Annotated in this window: 21 protein-coding genes; 16 read left to right on the top strand and 5 right to left on the bottom strand. The window is 73.4% G+C overall.

What is annotated here, in order from left to right:
* Positions 1 to 114: 114 nt before the first annotated feature.
* On the bottom strand, positions 115 to 1,293 hold the full coding sequence (locus tag AB0C99_RS25360; RefSeq protein ID WP_362479195.1) for a hypothetical protein: 1,179 nt from the start codon (positions 1,291 to 1,293) through the stop codon (positions 115 to 117).
* A 320-nt stretch (positions 1,294 to 1,613) separates the two neighbouring features.
* On the opposite strand from AB0C99_RS25360, the gene AB0C99_RS25355 reads away from it, so the two are divergent.
* The 5 genes from AB0C99_RS25355 (at position 1,614) to AB0C99_RS25335 (ending at position 9,859) form a co-directional block, all read left to right on the top strand.
* Complete coding sequence (locus tag AB0C99_RS25355; RefSeq protein WP_362479192.1) at positions 1,614 to 3,086, top strand: diaminobutyrate--2-oxoglutarate transaminase family protein; 1,473 nt, start codon at positions 1,614 to 1,616, stop codon at positions 3,084 to 3,086.
* A gap of 101 nt (positions 3,087 to 3,187) precedes the next feature.
* Positions 3,188 to 5,140 (top strand): IucA/IucC family protein, encoded by a 1,953-nt coding sequence (locus AB0C99_RS25350; protein WP_362479190.1) that lies wholly within the window; start codon positions 3,188 to 3,190, stop codon positions 5,138 to 5,140.
* A 79-nt stretch (positions 5,141 to 5,219) separates the two neighbouring features.
* Entirely contained in the window at positions 5,220 to 5,921 is a 702-nt protein-coding gene (locus tag AB0C99_RS25345) for a GNAT family N-acetyltransferase (protein WP_362479187.1), read from the top strand.
* An 87-nt stretch (positions 5,922 to 6,008) separates the two neighbouring features.
* Positions 6,009 to 7,829: an IucA/IucC family siderophore biosynthesis protein gene (locus AB0C99_RS25340; protein WP_362479185.1), complete on the top strand. Its 1,821-nt coding sequence runs from the start codon at positions 6,009 to 6,011 to the stop codon at positions 7,827 to 7,829.
* A gap of 50 nt (positions 7,830 to 7,879) precedes the next feature.
* Entirely contained in the window at positions 7,880 to 9,859 is a 1,980-nt protein-coding gene (locus tag AB0C99_RS25335; RefSeq protein WP_362479182.1) for an ATP-dependent DNA helicase, read from the top strand.
* Positions 9,860 to 9,948: 89 nt separating this feature from the next.
* On the opposite strand, the gene lexA is transcribed toward AB0C99_RS25335, so the two are convergent.
* Complete coding sequence (gene lexA, locus AB0C99_RS25330; protein ID WP_362479180.1) at positions 9,949 to 10,737, bottom strand: transcriptional repressor LexA; 789 nt, start codon at positions 10,735 to 10,737, stop codon at positions 9,949 to 9,951.
* Between the two features lie 547 nt (positions 10,738 to 11,284).
* Between lexA and nrdR the strand changes: the two genes are divergently transcribed.
* The 3 genes from nrdR to AB0C99_RS25315 all read left to right on the top strand — a co-directional run bounded on the left by nrdR (position 11,285) and on the right by AB0C99_RS25315 (position 15,758).
* Positions 11,285 to 11,794, top strand: a complete 510-nt coding sequence (gene nrdR, locus AB0C99_RS25325; RefSeq protein WP_362479177.1) for a transcriptional regulator NrdR — start codon at positions 11,285 to 11,287, stop codon at positions 11,792 to 11,794.
* A 185-nt stretch (positions 11,795 to 11,979) separates the two neighbouring features.
* On the top strand, positions 11,980 to 14,868 hold the full coding sequence (locus AB0C99_RS25320) for a vitamin B12-dependent ribonucleotide reductase (RefSeq protein WP_362479174.1): 2,889 nt from the start codon (positions 11,980 to 11,982) through the stop codon (positions 14,866 to 14,868).
* Positions 14,869 to 15,023: 155 nt separating this feature from the next.
* Positions 15,024 to 15,758, top strand: coding sequence for a DUF6215 domain-containing protein (locus tag AB0C99_RS25315; protein WP_362479171.1), 735 nt, complete (start codon positions 15,024 to 15,026; stop codon positions 15,756 to 15,758).
* Between the two features lie 45 nt (positions 15,759 to 15,803).
* Here the strand turns inward: AB0C99_RS25315 and AB0C99_RS25310 are convergent, their stop codons facing one another.
* On the bottom strand, positions 15,804 to 16,334 hold the full coding sequence (locus AB0C99_RS25310; RefSeq protein WP_362479209.1) for a TerD family protein: 531 nt from the start codon (positions 16,332 to 16,334) through the stop codon (positions 15,804 to 15,806).
* A 102-nt stretch (positions 16,335 to 16,436) separates the two neighbouring features.
* Here AB0C99_RS25310 and AB0C99_RS25305 point away from each other — a divergent pair, with 102 nt between their 5' ends.
* Together AB0C99_RS25305 and AB0C99_RS25300 are read left to right on the top strand one after the other, a co-directional pair.
* A complete protein-coding gene (locus AB0C99_RS25305) occupies positions 16,437 to 17,255 on the top strand; it encodes an arylamine N-acetyltransferase (RefSeq protein WP_362479169.1) in 819 nt (272 codons plus the stop codon).
* Between the two features lie 32 nt (positions 17,256 to 17,287).
* Positions 17,288 to 17,893, top strand: a complete 606-nt coding sequence (locus AB0C99_RS25300) for a YdbC family protein (RefSeq protein WP_362479166.1) — start codon at positions 17,288 to 17,290, stop codon at positions 17,891 to 17,893.
* 204 nt (positions 17,894 to 18,097) lie between these two features.
* Here the strand turns inward: AB0C99_RS25300 and AB0C99_RS25295 are convergent, their stop codons facing one another.
* Positions 18,098 to 18,760, bottom strand: coding sequence for a TetR/AcrR family transcriptional regulator C-terminal ligand-binding domain-containing protein (locus AB0C99_RS25295; protein WP_362479163.1), 663 nt, complete (start codon positions 18,758 to 18,760; stop codon positions 18,098 to 18,100).
* Positions 18,761 to 18,864: 104 nt separating this feature from the next.
* Between AB0C99_RS25295 and AB0C99_RS25290 the strand changes: the two genes are divergently transcribed.
* Genes AB0C99_RS25290 through AB0C99_RS25280 form a run of 3 tightly spaced genes read left to right on the top strand, consistent with a single transcriptional unit; the run spans position 18,865 to position 22,098 of the window.
* The gene (locus AB0C99_RS25290) at positions 18,865 to 20,481 is read left to right on the top strand and encodes an ABC-F family ATP-binding cassette domain-containing protein (protein WP_362479161.1); all 1,617 of its coding nucleotides are present in this window, start codon (positions 18,865 to 18,867) and stop codon (positions 20,479 to 20,481) included.
* 33 nt (positions 20,482 to 20,514) lie between these two features.
* On the top strand, positions 20,515 to 21,174 hold the full coding sequence (locus tag AB0C99_RS25285) for a histidine phosphatase family protein (protein WP_362479158.1): 660 nt from the start codon (positions 20,515 to 20,517) through the stop codon (positions 21,172 to 21,174).
* A gap of 12 nt (positions 21,175 to 21,186) precedes the next feature.
* The gene (locus AB0C99_RS25280; protein WP_362479156.1) at positions 21,187 to 22,098 is read left to right on the top strand and encodes an ADP-ribosylglycohydrolase family protein; all 912 of its coding nucleotides are present in this window, start codon (positions 21,187 to 21,189) and stop codon (positions 22,096 to 22,098) included.
* A gap of 154 nt (positions 22,099 to 22,252) precedes the next feature.
* Here the strand turns inward: AB0C99_RS25280 and AB0C99_RS25275 are convergent, their stop codons facing one another.
* The gene (locus tag AB0C99_RS25275; RefSeq protein WP_362479153.1) at positions 22,253 to 23,806 is read right to left on the bottom strand and encodes an MFS transporter; all 1,554 of its coding nucleotides are present in this window, start codon (positions 23,804 to 23,806) and stop codon (positions 22,253 to 22,255) included.
* A 134-nt stretch (positions 23,807 to 23,940) separates the two neighbouring features.
* On the opposite strand from AB0C99_RS25275, the gene AB0C99_RS25270 reads away from it, so the two are divergent.
* The 3 genes from AB0C99_RS25270 to AB0C99_RS25260 all read left to right on the top strand — a co-directional run bounded on the left by AB0C99_RS25270 (position 23,941) and on the right by AB0C99_RS25260 (position 26,200).
* Entirely contained in the window at positions 23,941 to 24,558 is a 618-nt protein-coding gene (locus tag AB0C99_RS25270) for a TetR/AcrR family transcriptional regulator (protein WP_362479151.1), read from the top strand.
* A 186-nt stretch (positions 24,559 to 24,744) separates the two neighbouring features.
* A complete protein-coding gene (locus AB0C99_RS25265; RefSeq protein WP_362479148.1) occupies positions 24,745 to 25,455 on the top strand; it encodes a ribonuclease HII in 711 nt (236 codons plus the stop codon).
* A gap of 133 nt (positions 25,456 to 25,588) precedes the next feature.
* On the top strand, positions 25,589 to 26,200 hold the full coding sequence (locus AB0C99_RS25260) for a hypothetical protein (protein ID WP_362479145.1): 612 nt from the start codon (positions 25,589 to 25,591) through the stop codon (positions 26,198 to 26,200).
* Position 26,201 lies beyond the last annotated feature (1 nt).

Raw genomic sequence — 26,201 nt, 5'->3', positions numbered from 1 at the left:
CCTCCCTGACCACGGCCGGGACGCGGGCCTTCGCCTCCGCCTCGTACAGCGCGTTGCGCTCCTCGAAGCCGGGGTGCTCCAGGGCGACCGGGTCCCGCCCTCCGGACCGCGCGGTCAGCGGTTCGCGTACTTCGCGCTGACGCCCTCGTAGACCGCCTTCGCCTCGGCGCCGAGCCGCGGCCCGGCCAGCCAGCCCGCCGTCACCGGCCCGATCGAGGTGTTCGACACCAGCGCCGGCCTGCCGTCCCGGCCGGTGGCCACCCAGCCGCCGCCGGAGGAGCCGCCGGTCATCGAGCAGCCGATCCGGTACATCGTCGGCTGGTCCGTCTTCACCGAGAGCCGGCCCGGCTTGTCCTGGCACTGGAACATCCGCTGCCCGTCATAGGGCGGACCCGCCGGGAAACCGGTCGCGGTCAGCTTCGCGATCTTCGGCACCGCCGGGGCGTTGAACTCCACCGGGAGCGCCGAACCGACCGTCTCCTCCAGCGACTTGCCCGTACCGCCCTTCTCCGGCGTCACGTGCAGCACGGCGAAGTCGTACGGGGCGCCCTGGCCGCCGGTCTGCCCGCCCTGCGCGATCCACTGGTCGGAGGTCTTCGCCCAGTCGCTCCACCACACGCCGTACGGCGCGATCTCCTCGCGCGGCGCCTTCTCCAGCGCGGCGGTCGACTTCCCGGCGTCGTTGTACGAGGGCACGAAGGCGATGTTGCGGTACCAGCCGCCCTTCTTGCCCGCGTGCACGCAGTGGCCCGCCGTCCAGACCATGTTGGACTTGCCCGGGTGCGCCGGGTCCTGGACCACCGTCGCCGAGCAGACCATCGAGCCCTCGGGCCCGTCGAAGAAGACCTTGCCGGAGGCGGGCGAGGACGTGTGGTACGGCGCCCGCACCGAAGCCGCCCGCACCGGGACCGGCGTCGGGTCGGTGACGCCCTTGTCGCCCGAGAGGTCCTCCTCCTTCACCGGCTTGTCGGGCCGCTCGGCGTCCCGCATCCGGTCCGGGTCCCAGAGGTCCTCGATGATCGGGTTGACGAAGTCCTTGGCCTCACGCAGCCACTTGTCCTTGTCCCAGTTCTTCCACTCGCCGCCACGCCACCGGTCCACGTCGATCCCGTGGTCCTTCAGGCGCTGCTTCAGGTCGTCCGGGATGGTGAGCTTCCCGTCCGAGCTCGGCGTCACGGTGGCGCTGGGCTTGTCACCCCCCGCGTTGTCCTCGGCCGGACCGCAGGCCGTCGCCGTCAGCGTCAGCGCCGCGACGGCGGATGCCGCAACCAGCAGCGGACGAATCGATCGCATCTCGTGATCCCCCTGGGACTACGTCAACTTGTGCATCAGTGAACCGTCCCGGCACGGGCGGCCGCGCCGGGTGAAGCCCCCACTATGCCGGTGCCGGAGGGGACGGCACGACGCAGGTCCGCGGTTCCGCGCCGCCAACGGCCTTTGCCCGCCCGTGATCCGGGACACGCCAAGGTTCTCGGCCTCCGCCCGTGATCCCCGGACGGCCCCGTCGTTGGTACGGACGGGGGACACAACGACGTTGTCCGGGACACCTCTTCGGGTGGCCCTGCAACGTACCGATGTGCAACGCGAACGTGACAGTGGGAGGACAGCGAGCCGTGGCCGTGACCGAACCAGCTCCGGCCGTGACGCCGGCCGAGCGGACCTGCGACGCCCACCGGGACGCGGCCGGGGACGCGCACCGTCCCGGCCCCCGGGACGCGCCCCGCGGCGAGCCGCGCCCGACCGGTGACGGCACCGCCCACGAGGGCATCCTGCGCCGCCAGGCCCAGCGCGAGTCGGCGGCCCGCACCTACGCGCGCTCGCTGCCGATCGTCCCCGTGCGGGCCCGCGGCATCACCATCGAGGGCGCCGACGGCCGCCGCTACCTGGACTGCCTCTCCGGCGCCGGGACCCTGGCCCTCGGCCACAACCACCCCGTCGTCCTCGAAGCCATCCGCAAGGTCCTCGACTCCGGCGCCCCGCTGCACGTCCTGGACCTCGCCACACCCGTCAAGGACGCCTTCACCACCGAGCTCTTCGCCACCCTGCCCGCCGGACTCGCCGACGACGCCCGCGTCCAGTTCTGCGGCCCGGCCGGCACCGACGCCGTCGAAGCCGCCCTCAAACTCGTCCGCACCGCCACCGGCCGCAACGGCGTCCTCGCCTTCAGCGGCGCCTACCACGGCATGACCGCCGGCGCCCTCGACGTCTCCGGCGGCGCCACCGACGTCCGCGTCGCCCGGCTGCCCTACCCGCAGGACTACCGCTGCCCCTTCGGCATCGGCGGCGAACGCGGCGCCGAACTGGCCGCCCGCTGGACCGAGACCGCCCTCGACGACCCCAAGAGCGGCGTCCCCGCCCCCGCCGGGATGATCCTCGAACCCGTCCAGGGCGAGGGCGGCGTCATCCCCGCCCCCGACAGCTGGCTGCGCCGGATGCGGGAGCTCACCGCCGCCCGGGGCATCCCGCTGATCGCCGACGAGGTGCAGACCGGAGTGGGCCGCACCGGCACCTTCTGGGCCGTCGAGCACAGCGGCGTCGTCCCCGACGTGATGGTCCTGTCCAAGGCCATCGGCGGCTCCCTCCCGCTCGCCGTCGTCGTCTACCGCTCCGAGCTCGACGCCTGGGAGCCCGGCGCCCACGCCGGCACCTTCCGCGGCAACCAGCTCGCCATGGCCGCGGGCGCCGCCACCCTCGCGTACGTCCGGGAGAACGGGCTCGCCGCCCGAGCCGGCACCCTCGGCGCCCGGCTGCTCGGACAGCTCCAGGGCCTCGCCGCCGCCCACCCCTGCATCGGCGACGTCCGGGGCCGCGGCCTGATGATCGGCGTCGAGCTGGTCGACCCCGAGGCCCCGGGCACCGACTCCGTCCCGCCGCCGGACCCGGTCCTCGCCACCGCCGTCCAGCGCCAGTGCCTGGACCGCGGCCTCATCGTCGAACTCGGCGGCCGGCACAACGCCGTCGTCCGGCTGCTGCCCCCGCTCACCCTCACCGACGAGCAGGCGGCGGCCGTCCTCGACCGCTTCGCCGACGCCCTCGCCGCCGCCGAACGCGCCCACCGGGCCCGCCCCTCGGGGCCGCCCCGCTGACACCGGGCCCCCGCCGCGTCCGGGCCGCGCCCCGCCCCCGGACCCGCCAGGACCGCACCCGCCCGGCCGCATTCCCCGGCCCGCCTCCCAAGGAAGCCCTCGTGAATCCCACCCCCGCCCACGAATCCGCCGGCGCCGCCTGCGCCCCGCTCACCGCCGAGCCCACCGTGCCCCGCCAGTACCCGGGCCCGGCCGCCGGGGCCCACACCGGGGCACTGACGGCGGCGGTCATCGCCGCCCCCACCGGCCCGGCCCGCCCCGCCACCCCCACCGGCGGCCCGGACCCCCTGGACGACCCCGACCCGCACCGCGCCGCCGACCAGGCCGCCGTCGAGAACCTGCTCCGCTGCTGGGTACGGGAGAAGGACCTCAAGGGGCCCGGGGCGGGCACCGGCACCGGCGCGGCGAGCGGACCCGGCGTCGGCGGCGGGCCCGGCACCGTCGGCACCCTCCGCGTCCCCCTCGTCGCCTCCGGCACCGCCCTCCTCGTCCCCGTCCGCTACTGGTCGCCCACCGGCTGGCACCGCTTCGGCGCCCCCGCCCTCGAAGGGCTCCCCGCCACCGCGCCGACCGTCGACGCCGTCACCCTCGCCGCCCTGCTCAGCCGCGAGACCGGCCGCCCCGAAGGCACCGAACTCGTCGGCCGCGTCGCCGACTCCGCCCGCCGCACCGCCGAGTTCATCGCCCTGCGGCGCCGCGAACCGCTCCCCGGACCCGGCGCCGACCTCTTCCTCACCGCCGAGCAGTCCCTCCTCCTCGGCCACCCCCTGCACCCCACCCCCAAGAGCCGCGAGGGCCTCTCCGACAGCGAGTCCCGCCGCTACTCGCCCGAGACCCACGGCTCCTTCCGGCTCCACTGGATGGCCGTCGACCCCCGCGTCCTCGCCACCGACTCCGCCTGGACCGAGCAGGGCCGCCCCGTGGCCGCCGCCCAGCTCACCGCCGCCTTCGCCGAGGGCCTCGACCTCCCCGACGGCACCGCCGCCCTGCCCCTCCACCCCTGGCAGGCCCGCGAGCTGAGGCACCGACCCGCCGTCGCCGCCCTCCTCGACGCCGGACTGCTCCACGACCTCGGCCCGCACGGCGCCCCCTGGCACCCCACCTCCTCCGTCCGCACCGTGCACCGCCCCGGCGCCCGCGCCATGCTCAAGCTCTCCCTCGGCGTACGCATCACCAACTCCCGCCGCGAGAACCTGCGCAAGGAGCTCCACCGGGGTGTCGAGGTGCACCGCCTGCTGCGCACCGGACTCGTCGACGAGTGGCAGGCCGCCCACCCCGGCTTCGACATCGTCCGCGACCCCGCCTGGCTCGCCGTCGACACCCCCGAGGGCGAGCCCGTCCCCGGACTCGACGTGATGATCCGGCACAACCCCTTCGCCGCAGGCGACGACGCCGTCTGCCTCGCCGCCCTCACCTCCCCCCGCCCCGGCCCCGGCTCGCCCCGGATGAGCTCGCGGCTCGCCGAGGTCGTCGTCCGGCTCTCCGCCCGCACCGGCCGCCCCACCACCGCCGTCGCCACCGAGTGGTTCCTGCGCTACCTCGACCTCGTGGTCCGCCCCCTCCTCTGGCTCGACGGGCACGCGGGGGTCGCCCTGGAGGCCCACCAGCAGAACACCCTGGTCCTGCTCGACCCCGAGGGCTGGCCCGCCGGCGGCCGCTACCGCGACAACCAGGGCTACTACTTCCGCGAGTCCCGCCGCGACGAGCTGGAGAGCCGCCTGCCCGGCATCGGCGCCACCAGCGACACCTTCGTCTCCGACCAGGTCACCGACGAGCGCTTCGCCTACTACCTCGGCATCAACAACATCCTCGGCCTCATCGGCGCGTTCGGCGCCCAGCACCTCGCCGACGAGCGCGTCCTGCTCGCCGCCCTGCGCCAGTTCCTCACCGCCGCGACCGGCCTCGGCTCCCCGCTGCCGCACCGCCTCCTGGAGGCCGCGACCCTGCGCTGCAAGGCCAACCTGCTCACCCGCCTGCACGGCCTCGACGAACTGGTCGGCCCCGTCGACACCCAGTCCGTCTACGTCACCGTCACCAACCCGCTGCGCGCCTGACCGTCCCCGGGCCCGCCGCTCCCCCCCCCGTACGCCCACGGAAACAACCGACACCGACCCGCCGAGAGGAGCGCGTCCCGTGCCTCCCACCGAAGCGCACCCCGGCACCGGGCCCACCGGCGCCGACGACACCCTGGACCTCCACCTGACCGAGGAGCTCGTCGCCCTCCTCGCCACCGACCCGCCGCCACCGCCCCCGCCCGCCGACGCCGACCTCCTGGACTCCGTCGCCGACTGGCACCCCGCCGCCACCCCCTTCGGGTCCTTCCGGCTCGTCCCCGTCCGCCTCGACCGGGACCTGCCGCTCGTCGCCCGCTGGATGAACGACCCCGCCGTCGCCGCCTTCTGGGAGCTCGCCGGAGCCCCGGACGTCACCGCCGCCCACATCCGCGCCCAGCTCGACGCCGACGGCCGCAGCGTGCCCTGCCTCGGCGTCCTCGACGGCACCCCGATGAGCTACTTCGAGATCTACCGCGCCGACCTCGACCCGCTCGCCCGCCACTACCCGGCGCGCCCCCACGACACCGGGATCCACCTGCTCATCGGCGGCGTCGCCGACCGCGGCCGGGGCCTCGGCACGGGCCTGCTGCGCGCCGTCGCCGACCTCGTCCTCGACCACCGGCCCCGCTGCACCCGGGTCCTCGCCGAGCCCGACCTGCGCAACACCCCCTCCGTCGCCGCCTTCCTCGGCGCCGGCTTCCGTCTGTCCGCGGAGGTCGAGCTCCCCGGGAAGCGTGCCGCGTTAATGGTCCGCGACCGCGCCCACCGCAAGCTCCTGTGACCAGCGCCTGAGCACCACCGCCCGAGCCGCTTCCCCCGTCCCGTACCCACCGCCGACCCACAGCGGTGCCCACCCAGAGGAGTCCCCGTGTCGTCGTCCCCTGCACCCCACGACTCCGCCCCGCCCGCCCCGCCGGCCCCCAGCGGGCCGCCCGAACTGAATCCCGACACCTGGGCCCGCGCCTCGGCCCGGATGCTCGCCAAGGCCCTCGCCGAGTTCGCGTACGAGGAGGTCATCGAACCCCTACCGGCCGGGCCCGGCGGCGAGGACGGCCGGACCCGCCCGTACACCCTCACCCTCGACGACGGCGGCACGCTCGCCTTCACCGCCCGCCGCGGCGCCTACGACGGCTGGCGGATCACCCCCGGCTCGATCACCGTGGACGGCGCCCCCGCCGGCGACCCCCTGGAGTTCCTGGTCCGCGCCCGGCGCCTGCTCGACCTCGACGGCGCCACCCTCGGGCACCTCATCCGCGAGCTCACCACCACCCTCGCCGCCGACACCCGGCTCGACCACACCGCGCTGCCCGCCGCCCGGCTCGCCGAGCTCGGCTACGCGGAGCTCGAAGGCCACCAGACCGGTCACCCCTGGCTCGTCCTGAACAAGGGCCGCATCGGCTTCTCCGCCGCCGACACCGCCCGCTGGGCCCCCGAGTCCCGCCGCCCCGCCCGGCTGCCCTGGATCGCCGTCAGCAGCCGGATCGCCGCCTACCGAGGCGTCGCGGGCCTCGACACCCCCGACCTGCTGTACGCCCGCGAGCTCGACCCCGAGGTCCGGGAGGGCTTCCGCACCACCCTGCGCGCCCGCGGCCTCGACCCCGACGGCTATCTCCTGCTGCCCGTCCACCCCTGGCAGTGGGACGAGGTCCTGCTCCCGCTGTACGCCCCCGCCATCGCCTCCGGGGCCCTCGTCCCGCTCACCGAGGACGCCGACCTGCGCCTCCCGCAGCAGTCGGTCCGCACCTTCCTCAACACCAGCCGCCCCGACCGCCACACGGTCAAGCTGCCGCTCTCCGTCCTCAACACCCTCGTCTGGCGCGGCCTGCCCACCGAACGCACCCTCGCCGCCCCCGCCGTCACCTCCTGGGTGCACGGCCTGCGCGACGGCGACCCCTTCCTGCGCGAGGAGTGCGGGGTGATCCTGCTCGGCGAGGTCGCCTCCGTCACCGTCGAGCACCCGCTGTACGACCGGCTGCCGGAGGTCCCGTACCAGTACAAGGAGCTCCTCGGCGCGATCTGGCGCGAGCCCCTGCGGCTGCCGCCCGGCGAGCGCGCCCGGACCCTCGCCGCCCTGCTGCACACCGACCCCGAGGGGCGCGCCTTCGTCGCCGAGCTCGTCGGCCGCTCCGGGCTCGCCCCGCGCGCCTGGCTGCAGCGCCTCTTCGCCGCCCTGATGCCGCCGCTGCTGCACTTCCTCTACCAGTACGGCACGGTCTTCTCCCCGCACGGCGAGAACGCCATCGTCGTCTTCGACGCGGACGACGTGCCCGTACGCCTGGCGATCAAGGACTTCGTCGACGACGTCAACATCAGCGCCCACCCGCTGCCCGAGCACGCCGGCATGCCGGACGACGTCCGGGCCGTGCTGCTCACCGAGGAGCCCGACTTCCTCACCCAGTTCATCCATTCGGGGCTCTTCGTCGGCGTCTTCCGCTACCTCGCCCCGCTGTACGAGGAGCAACTGGACCTCCCGGAGGAGGAGTTCTGGACCCTGCTGCGCGCCGAGATCCTGCGCCACCAGGCCCGCTTCCCCGAGCTGAAGGAACGCTTCGAGCTGTTCGACCTGCTGGTCCCGCGGATCGAGCGCCTCTGTCTCAACCGCAACCGGCTCCACCTCGACGGCTACCGCGACCGGCCCGAACGCCCGCACGCGGCCGTCCACGGCACCGTCCCGAACCCGCTCGCGTGAGCACGGGGGAGGGACCGGCTGTCGGTGCCGCCCCGTAGGCTGGAAGCGCTATGACGAAGCCATCCCTCCCTGATCTCCTCCACGCCGCCGTCGCCGCCGTCGGCGGCGTGGAGCGCCCCGGCCAGGTCGCCATGGCCGAGGCCGTGACCGAGGCCATCGACGACGGTTCCCACCTCCTCGTCCAGGCCGGCACCGGCACCGGTAAATCGCTCGGCTATCTCGTTCCGGCGCTGGCGCAGGGGGAGCGGGTGGTGGTCGCGACGGCGACGCTGGCCCTCCAGCGCCAGCTCGTCGAGCGCGACCTGCCGCGCACGGTCGACGCCCTGCATCCGCAGCTCCGGCGCCGCCCAGAGTTCGCCATGCTCAAGGGCCGGTCGAACTACCTGTGCCTGCACCGGCTGCACGAGGGGGTCCCGCAGGACGAGGAGGACGGCCTCTTCGACCCCTTCGAGGCCGCCGCCCCCACCAGCAAGCTGGGCCAGGACCTGCTGCGGCTGCGGGACTGGTCGGACGAGACGGAGACCGGCGACCGGGACGACCTGACACCGGGTGTCTCCGACCGGGCCTGGGCGCAGGTCTCGGTCTCCTCGCGCGAGTGCCTGGGCGCGAGCAAGTGCGCGTACGGGCCGGAGTGCTTCGCCGAGGCGGCCCGCGAGCGCGCCAAGCTCGCCGAGGTCGTCGTCACCAACCACGCGCTGCTCGCCATCGACGCGATCGAGGGCGCCCCGGTGCTCCCGCAGCACGAGGTGCTGATCGTGGACGAGGCCCACGAGCTGGTCTCCCGGGTCACCGGCGTGGCCACCGGCGAGCTCACCCCGGGCCAGGTCAACCGGGCGGTGCGCCGGGCGGCGAAGCTGGTCGACGAGAAGACGGCGGACCAGCTCCAGACGGCGGCCGAGGGCTTCGAGCGGCTGATGGAGCTGGCGCTCCCGGGCCGCCTGGAGGAGATCCCGGAGGACCTGTCGTACGCGCTGATGGCGCTGCGCGACGCCGCCCGCGCCGTGATCACGGCCCTCGGCAACACCCGGGACCGCGCGGTCCAGGACGAGGACGCCGTCCGCAAGCAGGCCATGGCCTCGGTGGAGACGGTGCACGGGGTGGCCGAGCGGATCACCCTGGGCTCGGAGTACGACGTCGTCTGGTACGAGCGGCACGACCGCTTCGGCGCCTCGCTGCGGGTCGCCCCGATGAGCGTCTCCGGGCTGCTGCGCGAGAAGCTGTTCGCCGACCGTTCGGTGGTCCTCACCTCCGCCACGCTCAAGCTGGGCGGCGACTTCAACGGGGTGGGCGCCTCGCTCGGGCTGGCGCCCGAGGGCACCACGGGCGACGACCTGCCGGTCTGGAAGGGCATCGACGTCGGCTCGCCCTTCGACTATCCGAGGCAGGGGATCCTGTACGTCGCCAAGCACCTGAACCGGCCCGCCCGGGACGGCGAGCGCGGCGACATGCTGGACGAGCTGACAGAGCTGATGCAGGCGGCCGGCGGGCGGACGCTCGGCCTGTTCTCCTCGATGCGGGCCGCCCAGCAGGCGGCGGAGGAGCTGCGGAGCCGGATCCCCGAGCTGCCGATCCTGCTCCAGGGCGAGGACACCCTCGGCGAGCTGATCAAGAACTTCGCCGCGGACCCGAAGACCTGTCTCTTCGGCACGCTCTCGCTCTGGCAGGGCGTCGACGTGCCGGGCCCGAGCTGCCAGCTCGTGGTCATGGACAAGATCCCCTTCCCCCGGCCCGACGACCCGCTGATGAGCGCGCGGCAGAAGGCGGTGGAGGACGCCGGGGGCAACGGCTTCATGGCGGTCGCGGCGACGCACGCGGCGCTGCTGATGGCGCAGGGGGCCGGCCGGCTGGTCCGGGCGACCGGGGACCGGGGTGTCGTGGCGGTGCTGGACCCGCGGCTCGCGACGGCCCGCTACGGCAGCTATCTGAAGGCGTCGCTGCCGGACTTCTGGTACACCACGGACCGCAATCAGGTGCGCAAGTCGCTGGCGGCCATCGACGCGGCGGCCTCGTCGGCGTCGGCGGAGGCGTAGCCCACGTCCTGGGGGCCCTGGAGACACGGCAGGGCCCCGGGACCGGCGCAGTGGGTCCCGGGGCCCGGTTCAGGGCCGACGAGGTGGGGTCACACCCGTCGCAGCACGGCGACGACCTTGCCGAGGATGGTGGCCTCGTCGCCGGGGATCGGCTGGTACGCCGCGTTGTGCGGGAGCAGCCAGACGTGGCCGTCCTCGCGCTTGAAGCGCTTGACCGTGGCCTCGCCGTCGAGCATGGCGGCGACGATGTCGCCGTTCTCCGCGACGGGCTGGCGGCGGACCGTCACCCAGTCCCCGTCGCAGATGGCGGCCTCGATCATGGAGTCGCCGACGACCTTGAGGACGAAGAGCTCGCCGTCGCCCACCAGCTGGCGGGGGAGCGGGAAGACGTCCTCGACGGACTCCTCGGCCAGGATGGGTCCACCGGCCGCGATCCGCCCGACCAGGGGGACGTACGAGGCGGCGGGCTTGCCCGTGGTGTCCGTGGGCTGCGTGCTCGGCTGGTCCGAGCCGCGCACCTCGTACGCGCGCGGCCGGTGCGGGTCGCGGCGCAGGAAGCCCTTGCGCTCCAGGGCCATCAGCTGGTGCGCCACGGAGGAGGTGCTGGAGAGGCCCACGGCCTGGCCGATCTCGCGCATCGACGGCGGGTAGCCGCGGCGCTGGACCGAGTCGCGGATGACCTCGATGACCCTGCGCTGCCGGTCGGTGAGGCCGGAGCTGTCCGCCCGGATGCCAGGGGGGCGTCCGGGGAGCGAGCGGGCGGGTCGGCCTGGCTCCTCCCCGCTCATGGCTGCGTCATTCATCGCATGCACCGGCTCGAGTCGGCCCTGGGAGCGGTCCTGGGCAGTGATGGTGGCACTGTCTGCGGTGGTGGTCACGTCGGCGGCCCCTCTCGAATGGTCTCCCTGGCTGGCACAACGGTAGTGGCTTTCGAAAGGTTGCGCCAAACACACGTTCGAGTGAAAAATCGCAGATCGCCTTACGTGTGTGCGTACGGGGGTGTATACGCCGTCCACGGAGCGTGACCGAACGCCGCCGGAGAGCTGCGCCCGGCCCCTCCCGGGCCCCTCCGGAGCGCCGGGTGCCGAGAGGGTCGAGGACCGCTCAATTCGGTCATTACGGTAACCTTCAGCGCCGGGCCGCGCGCGGCCGGGTGCCCTCCCAGTGTCGCATCGGGCACCCCGGAATCAGCGCCGCCGCGCCCTTCCCGTAGCCTCGTGGCCGGTCGGGAGCGGCGACACGCGGTTCGGGTCGAAATCGCGGGCCAACCCAAGATCTAGTGGTTGTATCGCATCGGCCACCTAGAAGTAGTGGTCCTCGGGTCTGCCGGGGGTCGCCGCATCACCTATGCTGGTGGTCGCTTCGAGGGCCTTGACGGGCCTGGTGAGGCTATTCAGTCGTGCCGCGAGGGAGGGTCGGAACCACATGCACTGCCCCTTCTGCAGGCACCCCGACAGCCGGGTCGTCGACAGTCGCACCACCGATGACGGAACGTCGATCCGACGCCGTCGCCAGTGCCCCGACTGCTCCCGCCGTTTCACCACGGTGGAGACGTGCTCACTGATGGTGGTCAAGCGGTCCGGGGTCACCGAACCCTTCAGCCGTACGAAGGTCATCTCCGGCGTGCGCAAGGCGTGCCAGGGGCGGCCGGTCACCGAGGACGCCCTCGCCAAGCTCGGCCAGCGGGTCGAGGAGGCGGTGCGCGCCACCGGCAGCGCCGAGCTGACCACCCACGACGTGGGCCTGGCCATCCTGGGCCCGCTGCAGGAGCTCGACCTCGTCGCGTACCTCCGGTTCGCGTCGGTGTACAAGGCTTTCGACAGCCTCGAAGACTTCGAGGCCGCCATCACGGAACTCCGTGAGCGGCCTCCCGCTGAGCCCCGCGGGGCCGGAGTGACCGTCGAGGTCCCCGTTCCCGCCACCGCCGCCGACTAGACCGGCGGGCCGGCCCGACCCGTCAGCGGTCGATCCGGCGAAAGGCCGCCGCGCGGCCCCGAAAGACCTGCCCCGAGCCGACCGTGAGGCGCTCGTGGCAACTGCACCACAAGATCATTACCGAAGGCGGAGCCCTGGAATTTTCCGGGCGCTCCAGCGTGTTTTGCCCGTATATGGGAGGCGGCATGACAGAGACGGCGAGCGGTCCGGCACGTGGTTCCCGCACCAAGGGAGCCAAGGCGGCGAGCAAGGGCCTGCGTATCGAGCGCATCCATACCACCCCCGGCGTGCATCCGTACGACGAGGTGAGCTGGGAGCGCCGTGACGTCGTCATGACCAACTGGCGCGACGGCTCGATCAACTTCGAGCAGCGCGGCGTCGAGTTCCCCGACTTCTGGTCGGTGAACGCGGTCAACATCGTCACCAGCAAGTACTTCCGCGGGGCCGTCGGCACCCCGCAGCGCGAGACCGGTCTCAAGCAGCTCATCGACCGGATCGTGAAGACCTACACGAAGGCCGGCGAGGAGTACGGCTACTTCGCCTCGCCCGCCGACGCCGAGATCTTCGAGCACGAGCTGGCGTACGCCCTCCTGCACCAGATCTTCAGCTTCAACAGCCCGGTGTGGTTCAACGTCGGCACCCCGCAGCCCCAGCAGGTCTCCGCCTGCTTCATCCTGTCCGTCGACGACTCCATGGAGTCGATCCTCGACTGGTACAAGGAAGAGGGCATGATCTTCAAGGGCGGCTCCGGCGCCGGCCTGAACCTCTCCCGCATCCGCTCCTCCAAGGAGCTGCTCTCCTCCGGCGGCAACGCCTCCGGCCCGGTCTCCTTCATGCGCGGCGCCGACGCCTCCGCGGGAACGATCAAGTCGGGCGGCGCCACCCGTCGCGCGGCCAAGATGGTCATCCTCGACGTCGACCACCCCGACATCGAGAACTTCATCGAGACCAAGGTCAAGGAGGAGGAGAAGATCCGCGCCCTCCGTGACGCGGGCTTCGACATGGACCTGGGCGGCGACGACATCACGTCCGTCCAGTACCAGAACGCCAACAACTCCGTCCGCGTGAACGACACGTTCATGAAGGCCGTCGAGTCCGGCGGGAAGTTCGGTCTCACCTCCCGCATGACCGGCGAGGTCATCGAGGAGGTCGACGCCAAGTCGCTCTTCCGCAAGATGGCCGAGGCCGCGTGGGCCTGCGCCGACCCGGGCATCCAGTACGACGACACGATCAACCAGTGGCACACTTGCCCGGAGTCCGGCCGCATCAACGGCTCGAACCCGTGCAGCGAGTACATGCACCTGGACAACACGTCCTGCAACCTCGCCTCGCTCAACCTGATGAAGTTCCTCAAGGACGACGGCAAGGGCGCCCAGTCCTTCGACGTCGAGCGCTTCGCCAAGGTCGTCGAGCTCGTCATCACCGCGATGGACATCTCCATCTGCTTCGCCGACTTCCCCACCGAGAAGATCGGCGAGAACACCCGCGCCTTCCGCCAGCTCGGCATCGGCTACGCCAACCTCGGCGCCCTGCTGATGGCGACGGGCCACGCGTACGACTCCGACGGCGGTCGCGCCCTCGCCGGTGCCATCTCCTCCCTGATGACCGGCACCTCGTACAAGCGCTCCGCCGAGCTCGCCGGTGTCGTCGGCGCCTACGACGGCTACGCCCGCAACGCCGAGCCGCACCAGCGCGTCATGCGGCAGCACGCCGACGAGAACACCAAGGCCGTCCGCTTCGACGACCTGGACTCGCCGATCTGGGCCGCCGCCACCGAGGCGTGGCAGGACGTGATCCGCCTCGGTGCCAAGAACGGCTTCCGCAACGCGCAGGCTTCGGTCATCGCGCCCACCGGCACCATCGGTCTCGCGATGTCCTGCGACACCACCGGCCTGGAGCCCGACCTCGCCCTGGTCAAGTTCAAGAAGCTGGTCGGCGGCGGCTCGATGCAGATCGTCAACGGCACCGTCCCGCAGGCCCTGCGCCGCCTGGGTTACCAGGAGGAGCAGATCGAGGCGATCGTCGCCCACATCGCCGAGCACGGCAACGTGGTCGACGCCCCCGGCCTGAAGACCGAGCACTACGAGGTCTTCGACTGCGCCATGGGCGAGCGTTCCATCTCCGCGATGGGCCACGTCCGCATGATGGCCGCCATCCAGCCGTGGATCTCCGGCGCCCTCTCCAAGACCGTGAACCTGCCGGAGACGGCCACGGTCGAGGACGTCGAGGAGGTCTACTTCGAGGCGTGGAAGATGGGCGTCAAGGCGCTCGCCATCTACCGCGACAACTGCAAGGTCGGCCAGCCGCTCTCCGCGAAGAAGAAGGAGGACGAGAAGGCCGAGGTCACCGCGAAGTCCGAGGCGACGATCCGCGAGGCCGTCGAGAAGGTCGTCGAGTACCGCCCGGTGCGCAAGCGCCTCCCGAAGGGCCGTCCGGGGATCACCACCTCCTTCACCGTGGGTGGCGCCGAGGGCTACATGACCGCCAACTCCTACCCGGACGACGGTCTCGGCGAGGTCTTCCTGAAGATGTCCAAGCAGGGCTCGACGCTCGCGGGCATGATGGACGCCTTCTCCATCGCCGTCTCCGTCGGCCTGCAGTACGGCGTCCCGCTGGAGACCTACGTCTCGAAGTTCACCAACATGCGCTTCGAGCCGGCCGGCATGACGGACGACCCGGACGTGCGGATGGCGCAGTCGATCGTCGACTACATCTTCCGCCGCCTGGCGCTGGACTTCCTGCCCTTCGAGACCCGCTCCGCGCTCGGCATCCACTCCGCCGAGGAGCGCCAGCGTCACCTGGAGACCGGCTCGTACGAGCAGTCCGACGAGGACGTGGACGTCGAGGGCCTGGCCCAGTCCGCCCCGCGCGCCCAGGAGCCGAAGGCCGTGGCCGCCGAGGTCCGCGTCGAGGTCCCGGCCCCGAAGCAGGCCCACACCTCGGCCGAGCTCGTCGAGATGCAGCTGGGCATCAGCGCGGACGCCCCGCTCTGCTTCTCCTGCGGCACGAAGATGCAGCGCGCCGGCTCCTGCTACATCTGCGAGGGCTGCGGCTCGACCAGCGGCTGCAGCTGAGCGGTTCCGTTCTGAGTAGTACCTGATGAGGGCGCCGGCCACGGGTCGGCGCCCTCATCGGCGTATCCGCCCCCCAGGCGTACGCACGTTCGCGTACCGACCGGTAGGCTCGCCGCCCGCGTGATGATCACGCGCGTACGACAGGGGGACAGGACATGACCGAGGGAACCGAAGGCACGGACGGGGCGCTGAGCCGGTCGAACGTGGCCGGGCAGGCGATCGCCGCGCTGGCGCTGGGGGGCGTCCTGGCGGGCGGCTTCTGGTACATGGCCAAGGCCGACGCGGAGGAGGCCCAGGCGCGCGGCCCGGCCGTGTGCACGCCCTCGCACCCCGCGACGCCCGAGGGCTCGCCGGAGCCCCGGCGCACGCGCCCGGCCGGATACGTCCCGGGCGACGCGCTCTGCCGGGCGCTGAACCGGCCGGACCTGCCGCGCCTCCTCGGCACCCCCGGCGAGGAGGCCCAGAACGCCTGGGGCAGCGACGGGTGGATCGGCAGCGACGCGCGCACCGGCATCGCGGCGCCCGAGGGGGACGTGCGCTTCCCGACGTACGCGGCGAAGCTGTCGGTCTCCTACGACCGCCTGCCGGTCGCCACGATGGGGCGGCTCCTCGGGAAGACGGCGGAGCCCACGCGGGTGCTGGGGCGCCAGGCGGTCCTCTACTCGGACCGGACCCTCGCCCTCAAGATCCCGCTCGCCGGCGGGAGCGAGGCCGAGAGCGCCCCCGGCGGCATCGCCCGGCACCTGCTGGTCGCCAAGGACGCCAAGGACGGCGGCGGTTCGTACGAGCTCGTCATCTGGCGCCAGGACGAGGCCGCCCCCGACGACGCGGCCCTGCTGCGGATCGCCGAGCGCGTGCTGCCCACGCTGCCCGGCTGGGCCGCGCGCTGAGCGGGTCGGGGGCCGGGCGTCGTCCGCCCGGCCCCCGCCCGTCGCTCAGGCGTGCCGCGCGCCCATCTCGGCGCCGAAGTCGCCCGGATCGATGTCGAAGCCGACGGGCAGCGGGCGCAGGGTCCAGACCTCGGGCCCCTCGCGGGTGAACTCGACGATGGTCGCGGCGGTCGCGTCCGACACGGACGAGAAGTCGTCCTCCAGCAGATCGGTGTAGCCCTCGCGGACCCGGACGCCCGTGTGGGCGACCTGGCCGAAGGTGAGCCGGCCGCCGCGCTGCTGGATCGCCACGCCGACGACCACGCGCGCGTAGCGGGGGGCCAGGCGCGTCAGCTCCAGGGTCATCGCCTCGTCGTAGCCGAAGCCCTGCCCCGTACGGCTGTCGCGGTTGAGGGTGATCGTGCCGTCGGGGGAGCGGCTGTCGAAGTGCACGAGATAGGCCGGCGGGCCGTAGGGCGCGTCGGCGGTGTAGACCCCCGCGACGAGGTCCAGGTCGTGCGCCGGGCTGCCCATCGGACTCGGGTCCCACTTGAGCGTCACCTCGGCCTTGCCGACCCCCTTGTTGAGTCCGCTCACCATGAATCCCCTCTCCCTGCGCGGTTCCTGACGTCCCGTCCATGGTGTCACCGTTCATGGTGTCATGTGATCAACGTGTCATCGGTTCGGGGGGAGTGCGGTATGTGGAGCGGGGAAGAGCTGGATCTGGACGCATATCTGGCGAGGATCGGCCACTCGGGCGCCGTCGCGCCGGACCTTCGGACGCTGCGCGCGCTGCACCGCGCCCATGTGGCGGCCATCCCCTTCGAGAACGTGGACGTGGCCCTCGGGCGCCGCGTCCCGCTCGATCTGGGGAGCCTCCAGGCCAAGTTGGTCGGCCGGCGCCGCGGCGGCTACTGCTACGAGCAGAACTCGCTCTTCGCCGCCGCCCTGGAGCGGATCGGCTTCGACGTCGCCGGGCGCGCGGCCCGCAACCGCTCGCGCGGGAGCGCGCTGACCCCCGTCACCCACGCCCTCCTCGTCGTCACGGTCGACGGCGAACAGTGGCTCGCCGACACCGGGTTCGGCTGGCAGGGCCCGCTGGAGCCGGTCCCGCTGGCCGACGGCGCGCGGGTCGAGCAGGACGGCTGGGTCTTCGGCGTCGCGGCCGAGCCCGGGGGCGTCCACGTGCTGCGCGCGCTTCGCCCGGAGGGGTGGGCCGACCTGTACGCGTTCGCGCCGCACCCCGTGTACCCCGTGGACTTCGAGCTGATGAACCACTACAGCTCCAGCCACCCGCAGTCGCGCTTCGTCGGCCAGGTGGTGGCCCTGCGGCCGGGCGCCGAGGCCCGGCTCGCGCTCGTGCGGTCCACCCTGACCTCGGTCCGCGTGGACGGCGCGACCGAGGAACGCGTCGTCGGACCGGCGGAGTTGACCGGAACGCTGGCCCGGATCTTCGGAATCGAACTGGACGACGAGGAGGCCGAGGGGCTGCTGCGGCTGGGGTCCGCGACGGTCTGACGGCGCGTCGTTTCGACCCGTACCATGGCGCGGTGCTGGTCAAGTGGATTCGCTGCACCGTGGTGGACCGTCGAGGGTTCGAGCGGGGGCAGCGGAAATGGGCGGGGCTGCTCGGGGAGCCGGGCTTCCGGGGGCAGGGTGGCGGCTGGAGCCGGCGACGGCCGGATGTCGCCCATGTCTTCGCGTTCTGGGAGAGCCGGGCGTTCTACGACTCGTTCATGGCGCGCTCCCATGACCGGCTCGCCGCGGCGCAGGCCGGCACCTTCAAGAACGCCCAGGTCAAGCTGTTCGACCACCGCTTCGACGTGAAGACGGGGTTCGAGCCGCGGTTCGCCGACGCCGACGTGGCGCGGGTCGCGCACAGCCGTGTGCACGAGGAGCGGGCCGAGCACTTCGTCCTCATGCAGGAGAAGGTGTGGAACCCGGCGATGGCCGGGTCCCCCGGGATGCTCCGCGGGCTCTTCGGCGAGGCGCCGGGGCACGAGTTCGTGGTGCTGTCGATGTGGAACTCAGCCGCCGAGCACGGCAAATACCGAGTGGAGCGCATCGAACGCCTCGGCCTGCGCGCCCAGACCGCCGCCGACGTGGCGGCCCTGACGGGGGACGTCGTGCAGCTTGAGTCGGCCTGGGCGGTCTGACCGGGGGGTGCGTGGATGGGGACGCGTGGATGGGGGCGCTGCGCGGGGGAGTCCGTGGGCGGGGGATGCGGCGGGCTGGGCCGGGTGGGCCGGGCTGGGCTGGGTGGGCCGGGCTGGGCTGGGCTGGGCTGGCCCGGGCGCGGCGGGCCGGGCTGGGCTGGGCGGGGCCGGGTGTGGTGGGCCGGGCTGGGCGGGTGAGGCGGATCAGGGTGGGGGCGCCGATCCGGTCGACGGCTCCGCCGCGCGTATGAAGGCCCCCGCCTCCACCGCCGCGAGGACCGTCCGCGCCGCCTCCTCGGCCACCGCGCCGTCCACCGGCTCCCTGGTGACGAACAGGCGCAGGAAGAGCGGCGCCGACACGGCCCGCACGACCGCGCCCGCGTCCGTGCCTGCCGGGGCCTCGCCGCGGGCCACGGCCCGGTCCACCACGGGCTCGCAGCGCCGGAACCGCTCCGCGTAGAAGGCGCGCAGGGAGTCCGCGGCCGTCGCCGACTGGAACGCGGCGGCGACGAAGGCCGTCGGCGCGGCGGCCCGCGCCGGGTCGGCGAAGGCGTCGGCCACCTCGCGGGCCAGTGCCAGCAGATCGCCCCCGAGGCTCCCGGTGTCCGGGGCCGTCCACGCGTCCTCGCCGGCGAGCGCGAGCGCGTCCGCGAGCATGCCCTCGACGTCGCCCCAGCGCCGGTAGAGCGTCGTCTTGTGCACGCCGGACCGCTCCGCCACGTACTCGACGGTGAGGGCGGGATAGCCGTGCTCGGCCAGCCCGGTCAGGACAGCGTCCCGCACGGCGGCGCGGGTCCGTGCCGTGCGCCCGCCGGGGCGTCTGCTGCCGGGGGCGGGGGAGGTCTCCGCCTCGGATGACTCGTTCAATCGCTACTCCCGTTGCGTTAGTGGATACGAGTGTGCCACACTCGGCGTAATGCGACAACCGTCGCGTTAGCCGGAGCTCGTCCTTCCCGGACCGGAGGCGCCCCTTGCCCACGCCCACCCAGATCTCCCTTCACGACGTGACCGTGACCCGCGGCGAACGCCTGCTGCTCGACCAGGTCTCGCTCACCGTGCGCCCCGGCGAGCGGATCGGGATCGTGGGGGAGAACGGAGCGGGGAAATCCACCCTGCTCCGCATACTCGCGGGACTCGACAGCCCCGACTCGGGACAGGCCGTCACCGTCGCCGACGGCGGCACCGCCCTGCTCGCCCAGACACCCGAGCTGCCGCCCGGAGCCACCGTCACCGAGGCCGTCGACGCCGCGCTCGGCGAGCTGCGGGCCATGGAGCGGCGCCTGCGCGCGCTGGAGGCCGGCCTCGGCACGGCGGACCCGCGGACCCTCGCCGCGTACGGGGACCTGCTCACCGCCTTCGAGCTGCGCGGGGGATACGAGGCCGACGCCCGCGTCGACAAGGCCCTGCACGCCCTCGGACTGGCCCGCCTGGACCGGGCGCGCGTGCTCGGCAGCCTCTCCGGCGGCGAGCGCGCCAGGCTCGGGATCGCCTGCGCCGTCGCGGCGGCGCCCGAGGTGCTGTTCCTCGACGAGCCGACCAACCACCTGGACGCCAGGGCGCTCGACTGGCTGGAGGACTCCCTCCTCGCCCACCAGGGCACCGTCGTGGCCGTCTCCCACGACCGCGCCTTCCTGGAGCGGGTGGCCACCGCGATCCTGGAGGTCGACGCCGACCGCCGCGCCGTCGTGCGGTACGGCGACGGCTACGCGGGCTTCCGCGCCGAGCGGGCCGCGGCCCGGCGCCGCTGGGAGCAGGCCCACGCGGACTGGCTGGCCGAGACCGAGCGCCTCGCCGCGTACGCCACGACCACCGCTCACGGCGTGGCCGCGGGCCGGGGCATCAGGGACAACAACAAGATGGCGTACGACCGGGCCGGCGGCCGGGTCCAGGCATCCGTCTCCGGCCGCGTGCGCAACGCCCAGGAGCGCCTGCGTCGGCTCCACGAGGAGCCCGTCCCCGAGCCGCCCCGGCCCCTCGCCTTCACCGCCCGGCCGGCCGTCGGCCGCGCCCGGGGCGAGCTCCTCTCGCTGGACGGGGTGCGGGTCGCCGACCGGCTGCGCGTCGGCCGGCTCACCGTCGCCTCGGGCGACCGGCTGCTGATCCACGGGGGCAACGGGGCCGGCAAGACCACCCTGCTCCGGGTCATGGCGGGCCTGGCCGAGCCCGACACGGGCCGGATCACCCGCCGGGGCCGCACGGGATACCTCGCCCAGGAGATACCGGCACACCGGCCGGCCGAGCGTCTCCTCGCCGCCTTCGGCCGCGGGCTCCCGCTCACCGAGGACGAGCAGGCCGGGCTGCTCCTCTCCTACGGACTGTTCCGCCCCGACGACCTGCGGATACCCGTCGGACGCCTCTCCGCGGGGCAGCGCCGCCGCCTGGCGCTCGCCCGGCTGCTCGCCCGCCCCGCCGACCTGCTGCTGCTCGACGAGCCGGCCAACCACCTGGCGCTCGGCCTCGTCGAGGAGCTGGAGGAGGCGCTGGAGCGGTGGCCGGGCGCCCTGGTCGTCGTCTCCCACGACCGCGCGCTGCGCCGCCGCTTCACCGGGACGGTACGCCGGATGGACTCCGGACACCTGCTCGACTGAGCCCTCCGGCGCGCGGCGATCTAGGGTCGTCCCATGGCACGACCGCGGCGCATCGTCCTCGTACGGCACGGAGAATCCGAGGGCAATGCCGATGACACGGTGTACGAGAGGGAGCCCGACCACGCGCTCCGGCTCACCGAGACCGGCTGGCGGCAGGCCGGGGAGACGGGGGGACGGCTGCGGGAGATGTTCGGGCGGGAGCAGGTCAGCGTCTACGTGTCGCCGTACCGGCGGACGCACGAGACCCTGCGCGCCTTCCGCCTCGATCCGGAGAACATACGCGTCAGAGAGGAGCCACGCCTGCGGGAACAGGACTGGGGCAACTGGCAGGACCGGGAGGACGTACGCCTCCAGAAGGCGTACCGGGACGCCTACGGGCACTTCTTCTACCGCTTCGCCCAGGGCGAGTCGGGCGCCGACGTGTACGACCGCGTCGGGGCGTTCCTGGAGAGCCTCTACCGGAGCTTCGAGGCCCCGGACCACCCGCCGAACGTCCTGCTCGTCACCCACGGGCTGACCATGCGGCTGTTCTGCATGCGCTGGTTCCACTGGACGGTCGCCGATTTCGAGTCGCTGTCCAACCCGGGAAACGCGGAGACCAGGACGCTGCTGCTCGGAGCGGACGGGAAGTACCGGCTCGACCGGCCCTTCGAACGCTGGCGCACCCCGGAACCGTACGGCCCCACCGGATAGAGTGGCAGATCGATGACCGCTGATTCCTCTTCCGACCGGCGCCTCGACCGCGCCCTGGCCAGCCTGCGCGGGCTGTCCGTGGGGGACGCCCTGGGTTCCCAGTACTTCGTCCCCGCCAACTATCCCCTGCTGAAGCGGCACGAGCCGCCGACCGGTCCCTGGCAGTGGACCGACGACACCGAGATGGCCTGCTCCGTGCTCGCCGTCCTCGTCACCCACGGCCGGATCGACCAGGACGCGCTCGCCGCGTCCTTCGCCCACCACCACGACTTCGACCGCGGCTACGGCCCCGCCGTCAACCGGATGCTCCGGCTGATCCGGGAGGGCGGCGACTGGCGGGAGCTCGCCGCCGCCCTCTTCAAGGGGCAGGGCTCGTGGGGCAACGGCGCCGCCATGCGGATCGCCCCGCTCGGCGCCTGGTACGCCGACGACCCCGAGCAGGCCACCCACCAGGCCGAGATCTCCGCGTACACCACCCACCAGCACCGTGAGGCCGTGGTCGGCGCGATGGCCGTCGCCGCGGCCGCCGCGCTCGCCGCCGACCCCGCCGGGCCGCCCACCCCCGAGGCGCTGCTCGACGGCGTCATCGCCCTGGTCCCGCGCAGCGCCGTCGGGGCCGGTCTGCGCCGGGCCCGCGACATGCTCGACTACGGGGACGCGGCGACCGTGGCGGCCGTCCTCGGCAGCGGCCGGCGCACCAGCGCGCACGACACCGTGCCGTTCGCGCTCTGGTCTGCCGCGCGGTCGCTCGGCGACTACGAGCGGATGTTCTGGACGACCGCGGCTGTCGGCGGCGACGTCGACACCACCTGCGCCATCGCGGGCGGAGTCGTCGCCTCCGGCACGACCGGGGCACCGCCGGCCGCGTGGCTGGAGCAGACCGAGGAACTGCCCGGGTGGCTGCCGAGCGGGGCCCCCGCCTAGCGGACCGCCACGCCCGGCGGTCGAGACCGCGCGCCGGGGGAGTGCGGGACGCCCGGCCGCGAGGAGGACTACGACCCGTGCACCGACCCGTACGGCGCCCCTGACCCGTACAGCCTCAAGGGGTCCCGTACGGATCGAGGGGGTGCCGTACGGGTCAGGCGACCGGACCGCCGGCGCCCGCCGTGCCGCTCAGCGCCGCCAGGTCGCTCTTGCGCACCCGGATCACCGTCACCGCCGTGACGAAGGCGACCAGCGCCATCACCACCGCGGCGGTGAACGCCAGCGAGATGCCGGCCGTCAGCACCTCGTGCGACCAGGGCGGCGGCAGCTCGTGGGTCCGGGCGAACTCCGCCTGCTGCGCGGGCGTGGCCTGCGCGAGGAACTCCTGGACCTGGGTGCGGCCCTCCTCCCGGCTGGCCGTGCCGAAGACCGTGACCAGGATCGACAGCCCCAGCGACCCGCCCACCTGCTGGGTCGCGTTGAGCAGCCCCGACGCGGCCCCGGCCTCGTGCTGCGCGACCCCGGAGACGGCGGTCAGCGTGAGGGTGACGAAGTTGAGGCCCATGCCGAAGCCGAAGACGAGCATCGGGCCGAGGACCCCGCTCAGATAGGAGCTGTCCGAGCTGATGAAACTCAGCCAGAAGAGGCCGATCGCCGTGCCCGTCGCCCCGGTCACCATGAACGGCTTCGGGCCGAGGACCGGCAGCATCCGCTGGGCGAGCGCCGCACCGAGGCCGATGGCGAGCGTCACCGGGAGGAACGCGAGTCCGGAGCGGATCGGGCTGTAGCCGAGCACGTTCTGCACGAACAGGACGATGAAGAAGAACATGCCCATCATGGCGGCGGCCAGGCTCAGCATGATCACGTACGTGCCGGAGCGGTTGCGGTCGGCGAACATTCGCAAGGGGGTGATGGGTTCCCGGGCCCGCGACTCGACGAGCGCGAAGGACGCCAGCAGGACGCCCGCCGCGACGAAGGCCGTGAGGGTGAGCGGATCCTTCCAGCCCTCCTCCGAGGCGCGGATGAAGCCGTAGACGAGCGCGGTCATGCCGAGGGTGGAGGAGCACGCCCCCGCGAGGTCGAAACGGCCGGGGTGGCGCTCGGACTCGTTGATGAAGCGGGGCGCCAGGAAGGCGATGACCAGGCCGATCGGCACGTTCACGAACAGCACCCAGCGCCAGTCGAGCCACTCGGTGAGCATGCCGCCGGCCAGCAGGCCGATCGCGCCGCCGCCGGCCGACACGGCGGCGAAGACCCCGAACGCCCGGTTCCGCGCGGGGCCCTCGGGAAACGTCGTGGTGATCAGCGCGAGCGAGGTCGGCGAGGCGATGGCCCCGCCGACGCCCTGGAGGGCGCGCGCGGCCAGCAGTTGCCACGGCTCCTGCGCGAAGCCGCCGAGCAGCGAGGCGAGGGTGAAGACGAGGATGCCGGTCATGAACACCCGGCGGCGCCCGAGGATGTCGCCCGCCCGGCCGCCGAGCAGCAGCATGCCGCCGAAGGTGAGGGTGTACGCGCTCAGCACCCAGGACAGGTCGGTGGTGGAGAAGGCGAGTGCCTGCTGGATGTGCGGGAGTGCGATGTTCACGATCGTGGCGTCGAGGACGACCATCAACTGGCAGGCGGCGATGACGGTGAGAGCGATTCCCGGCCGGTTCGGGTGCCTTGCGGAGCCTGGACCTGTCCGGGTGTCCACCGGAGATGTTGTCACTGTGTATCCCCCACGGAAGAATCCAGTGAACGCACTCGTTCACTGTCCTCCACGGTAGTGATTCCCCCTCAGAGAACGCAACCGTTCACTGAGCGCTGCCGCTTGCCCGAGGACGGCCCAACAGAGAGGTCCTGATGGTTACTTCGCACTCCGTGGCCACCGCTCGGCCACCGGGGTCGGCGCCACGGCGGCACGGCGCGGTGCTGGAGCGCGCGATCCTCGACGCGGCGCTCGAACAGCTCGGCACGGTCGGCTGGAACGGCCTGACGATGGAAGGCGTCGCCGTCGGCGCGCGGACCGGCAAGGCGGCGGTCTACCGGCGCTGGTCCTCCAAGGAGGACCTCGTCGTGGACGCGCTCCGGGCCGCGCTCCCCGCCCTCGGCGACGCCCCCGACCACGGGAACGTCCGCGAGGACCTCTACCAGCTGTGCCGGAGGGTGCGGGCGGCGATGTACTCGAAGCCCGGGTTCGCGCTGCGGGCCGTCATGCACGAATGCGACGCCGAAGCCTCGGAGCGCTTCCACGCGCTGATCCTCACCGGCGTGACCGACCCCTCGAAGCGGCTGCTGCGGGAGGTCCTGGAGCGCGGTGTGGCGCGCGGCGAGGTCCGCGCGGACGCTCCCGGCGACCTGGTGTACGACGTGATTCCCGCCATGATGATGTACCGCTCGAAGGTGTGCGGCAGCGAATGGACCGACACCGAGATCGCCGAGCTGATCGACCGGGTGATGGTCCCCCTGCTGCGGGGCTGAGGCCAGGGGCGTGGGAGGGGGCGGGGACCCGGAGCGCGGGACGGGGAGCGGGCCGAGGGCGGCCCCGGGTGCTCCGTGAGCGGCCCCCGATCCGGGCGTTTCGGGCCCGGATCCGGGCCGGTCCGGGTCCCCGGACGGAATCCGGGTACCGGCGGGGGCGGCCGTCGGCGTAACCTGTCAGGCGCCATGCCGTACGAACCACCCACCCACACTGTCGAGCGCTCGATCCGCGCCACCACCGGCGCCAAGATCGTCGCCGGGGTCGACGAGGTCGGCCGCGGCGCCTGGGCCGGTCCCGTGACCGTGTGCGCCGCCGTCACCGGCCTGCGCCGGGCCCCCGCCGGACTCACCGACTCCAAGCTGATCACCCCGAAGCGGCGCACCGCGCTAGCCGCCGAGCTCCAGGACTGGGTGACGGCGTACGCGCTCGGTGACGCCTCGCCCGAGGAGATCGACGCGCTCGGGATGACCGCGGCGCTCCGGCTGGCCGCCGTCCGGGCCCTCGAAGGTCTCCCGGTGCGCCCGGACGCGGTGATCCTCGACGGCAAGCACGACTACCTCGGCAGCCCCTGGCGGGTCCGTACGGTGATCAAGGGCGACCAGTCCTGCATCGCCGTGGCCGCCGCCTCGGTGATCGCCAAGGTCCGGCGCGACACGCTGATGGGGGAGCTGGAGGCGGAGTCGGAGGAGTACGCGGCGTACGCCTTCGGCGCCAACGCCGGATATCCCTCACCGGTCCACAAGGCCGCGCTGGAGGAACGGGGCCCCACCCCGTACCACCGGCTCTCCTGGTCCTACCTCGACGCGATGCCGCGCTGGCGGCATCTGAAGAAGGTCCGTGTCTCCGCCGAGGCGGCCGCGCTGGAAAGCGGGGGCCAACTCGGCTTCGACTTCTGACTTCCGGCCACCGGACCCCTACGGCGGGACCCCGAACGGGACCCCGCCGGAGGAGCCCGGTCCAGTGGCCGGGGCGCCACCGTGCGCCCACCCGCCGGAGCTCCCCGCGACGGCGTTTGATAGACATCCACCCATGCCTCCCATCTCCGAGGAGCCTCAGATTTCTGAGAGTGCCCAGGGTCCCCGCGCGACCGCGGCTGCCGACCGTCCCGTGCCGACCCCCCGCCCCGTACCCGGCCCGCGTACCGCGGCCACCCCGCGACCCGGCCTCCCGGGCCCCGGCCCCGCGCGGCCCGCGCCGCCGGTGCCGCGCCCGCAGCCGGCCGCCCAGGAGAATCGTTCCGGCCAGGTGTCCGGAGCCCAGCTCCAGCTGATCCCCGCCACCGCCGACGGCGCTCTCGACGCCGCCGAGGAGGCCGTGGACCTGCTGCTGGAGTCCGGCCGCGCCCCCGGCGACGTGCTGGTGCTCACCACCGGCGAGCAGCACCCGTGGACGGCGCACGAGCTGTCCTTCGGCGAGAGCGCCTACTGGGCGCAGCAGGACGCCCGCGAGGACGTGTTCTTCGCGGACGCGGCCTCCGTGGAGCGGGCCGCGGCCCGTCCCGTGGTGGTCGTCGCGGTCAACGGTGGTGCCGACGCCGCCGTGGCCCGGTCCCTGCCCGCGGCGCTGACCCGGGCGACCGCCCTGCTGGTCGTCTGCGGCGAGCCCGAGCGCGTCAACGCCGTCCTCGGCGCCGGCGTCTGAT

Source organism: Streptomyces sp. NPDC048659 (assembly GCF_040650575.1).
Classification (GTDB): Bacteria; Actinomycetota; Actinomycetes; order Streptomycetales; family Streptomycetaceae; genus Streptomyces.
Note: the sequence above shows the minus strand (reverse complement) of the source record. Positions and strands in the feature narration are given on the sequence as shown.

Coding starts and splice junctions, on each gene's coding strand:
- AB0C99_RS25360 (WP_362479195.1), bottom strand. CDS start 1,293: ATGCGATCGATTCGTCCGCTGCTGGTTGCGGCATCCGCCGTCGCGGCG.
- AB0C99_RS25335 (WP_362479182.1), top strand. CDS start 7,880: ATGACGAAGCCATCCCTCCCTGATCTCCTCCACGCCGCCGTCGCCGCC.
- nrdR (WP_362479177.1), top strand. CDS start 11,285: ATGCACTGCCCCTTCTGCAGGCACCCCGACAGCCGGGTCGTCGACAGT.
- AB0C99_RS25320 (WP_362479174.1), top strand. CDS start 11,980: ATGACAGAGACGGCGAGCGGTCCGGCACGTGGTTCCCGCACCAAGGGA.
- AB0C99_RS25315 (WP_362479171.1), top strand. CDS start 15,024: ATGACCGAGGGAACCGAAGGCACGGACGGGGCGCTGAGCCGGTCGAAC.
- AB0C99_RS25305 (WP_362479169.1), top strand. CDS start 16,437: ATGTGGAGCGGGGAAGAGCTGGATCTGGACGCATATCTGGCGAGGATC.
- AB0C99_RS25285 (WP_362479158.1), top strand. CDS start 20,515: ATGGCACGACCGCGGCGCATCGTCCTCGTACGGCACGGAGAATCCGAG.
- AB0C99_RS25280 (WP_362479156.1), top strand. CDS start 21,187: ATGACCGCTGATTCCTCTTCCGACCGGCGCCTCGACCGCGCCCTGGCC.
- AB0C99_RS25270 (WP_362479151.1), top strand. CDS start 23,941: ATGGTTACTTCGCACTCCGTGGCCACCGCTCGGCCACCGGGGTCGGCG.
- AB0C99_RS25265 (WP_362479148.1), top strand. CDS start 24,745: ATGCCGTACGAACCACCCACCCACACTGTCGAGCGCTCGATCCGCGCC.
- AB0C99_RS25260 (WP_362479145.1), top strand. CDS start 25,589: ATGCCTCCCATCTCCGAGGAGCCTCAGATTTCTGAGAGTGCCCAGGGT.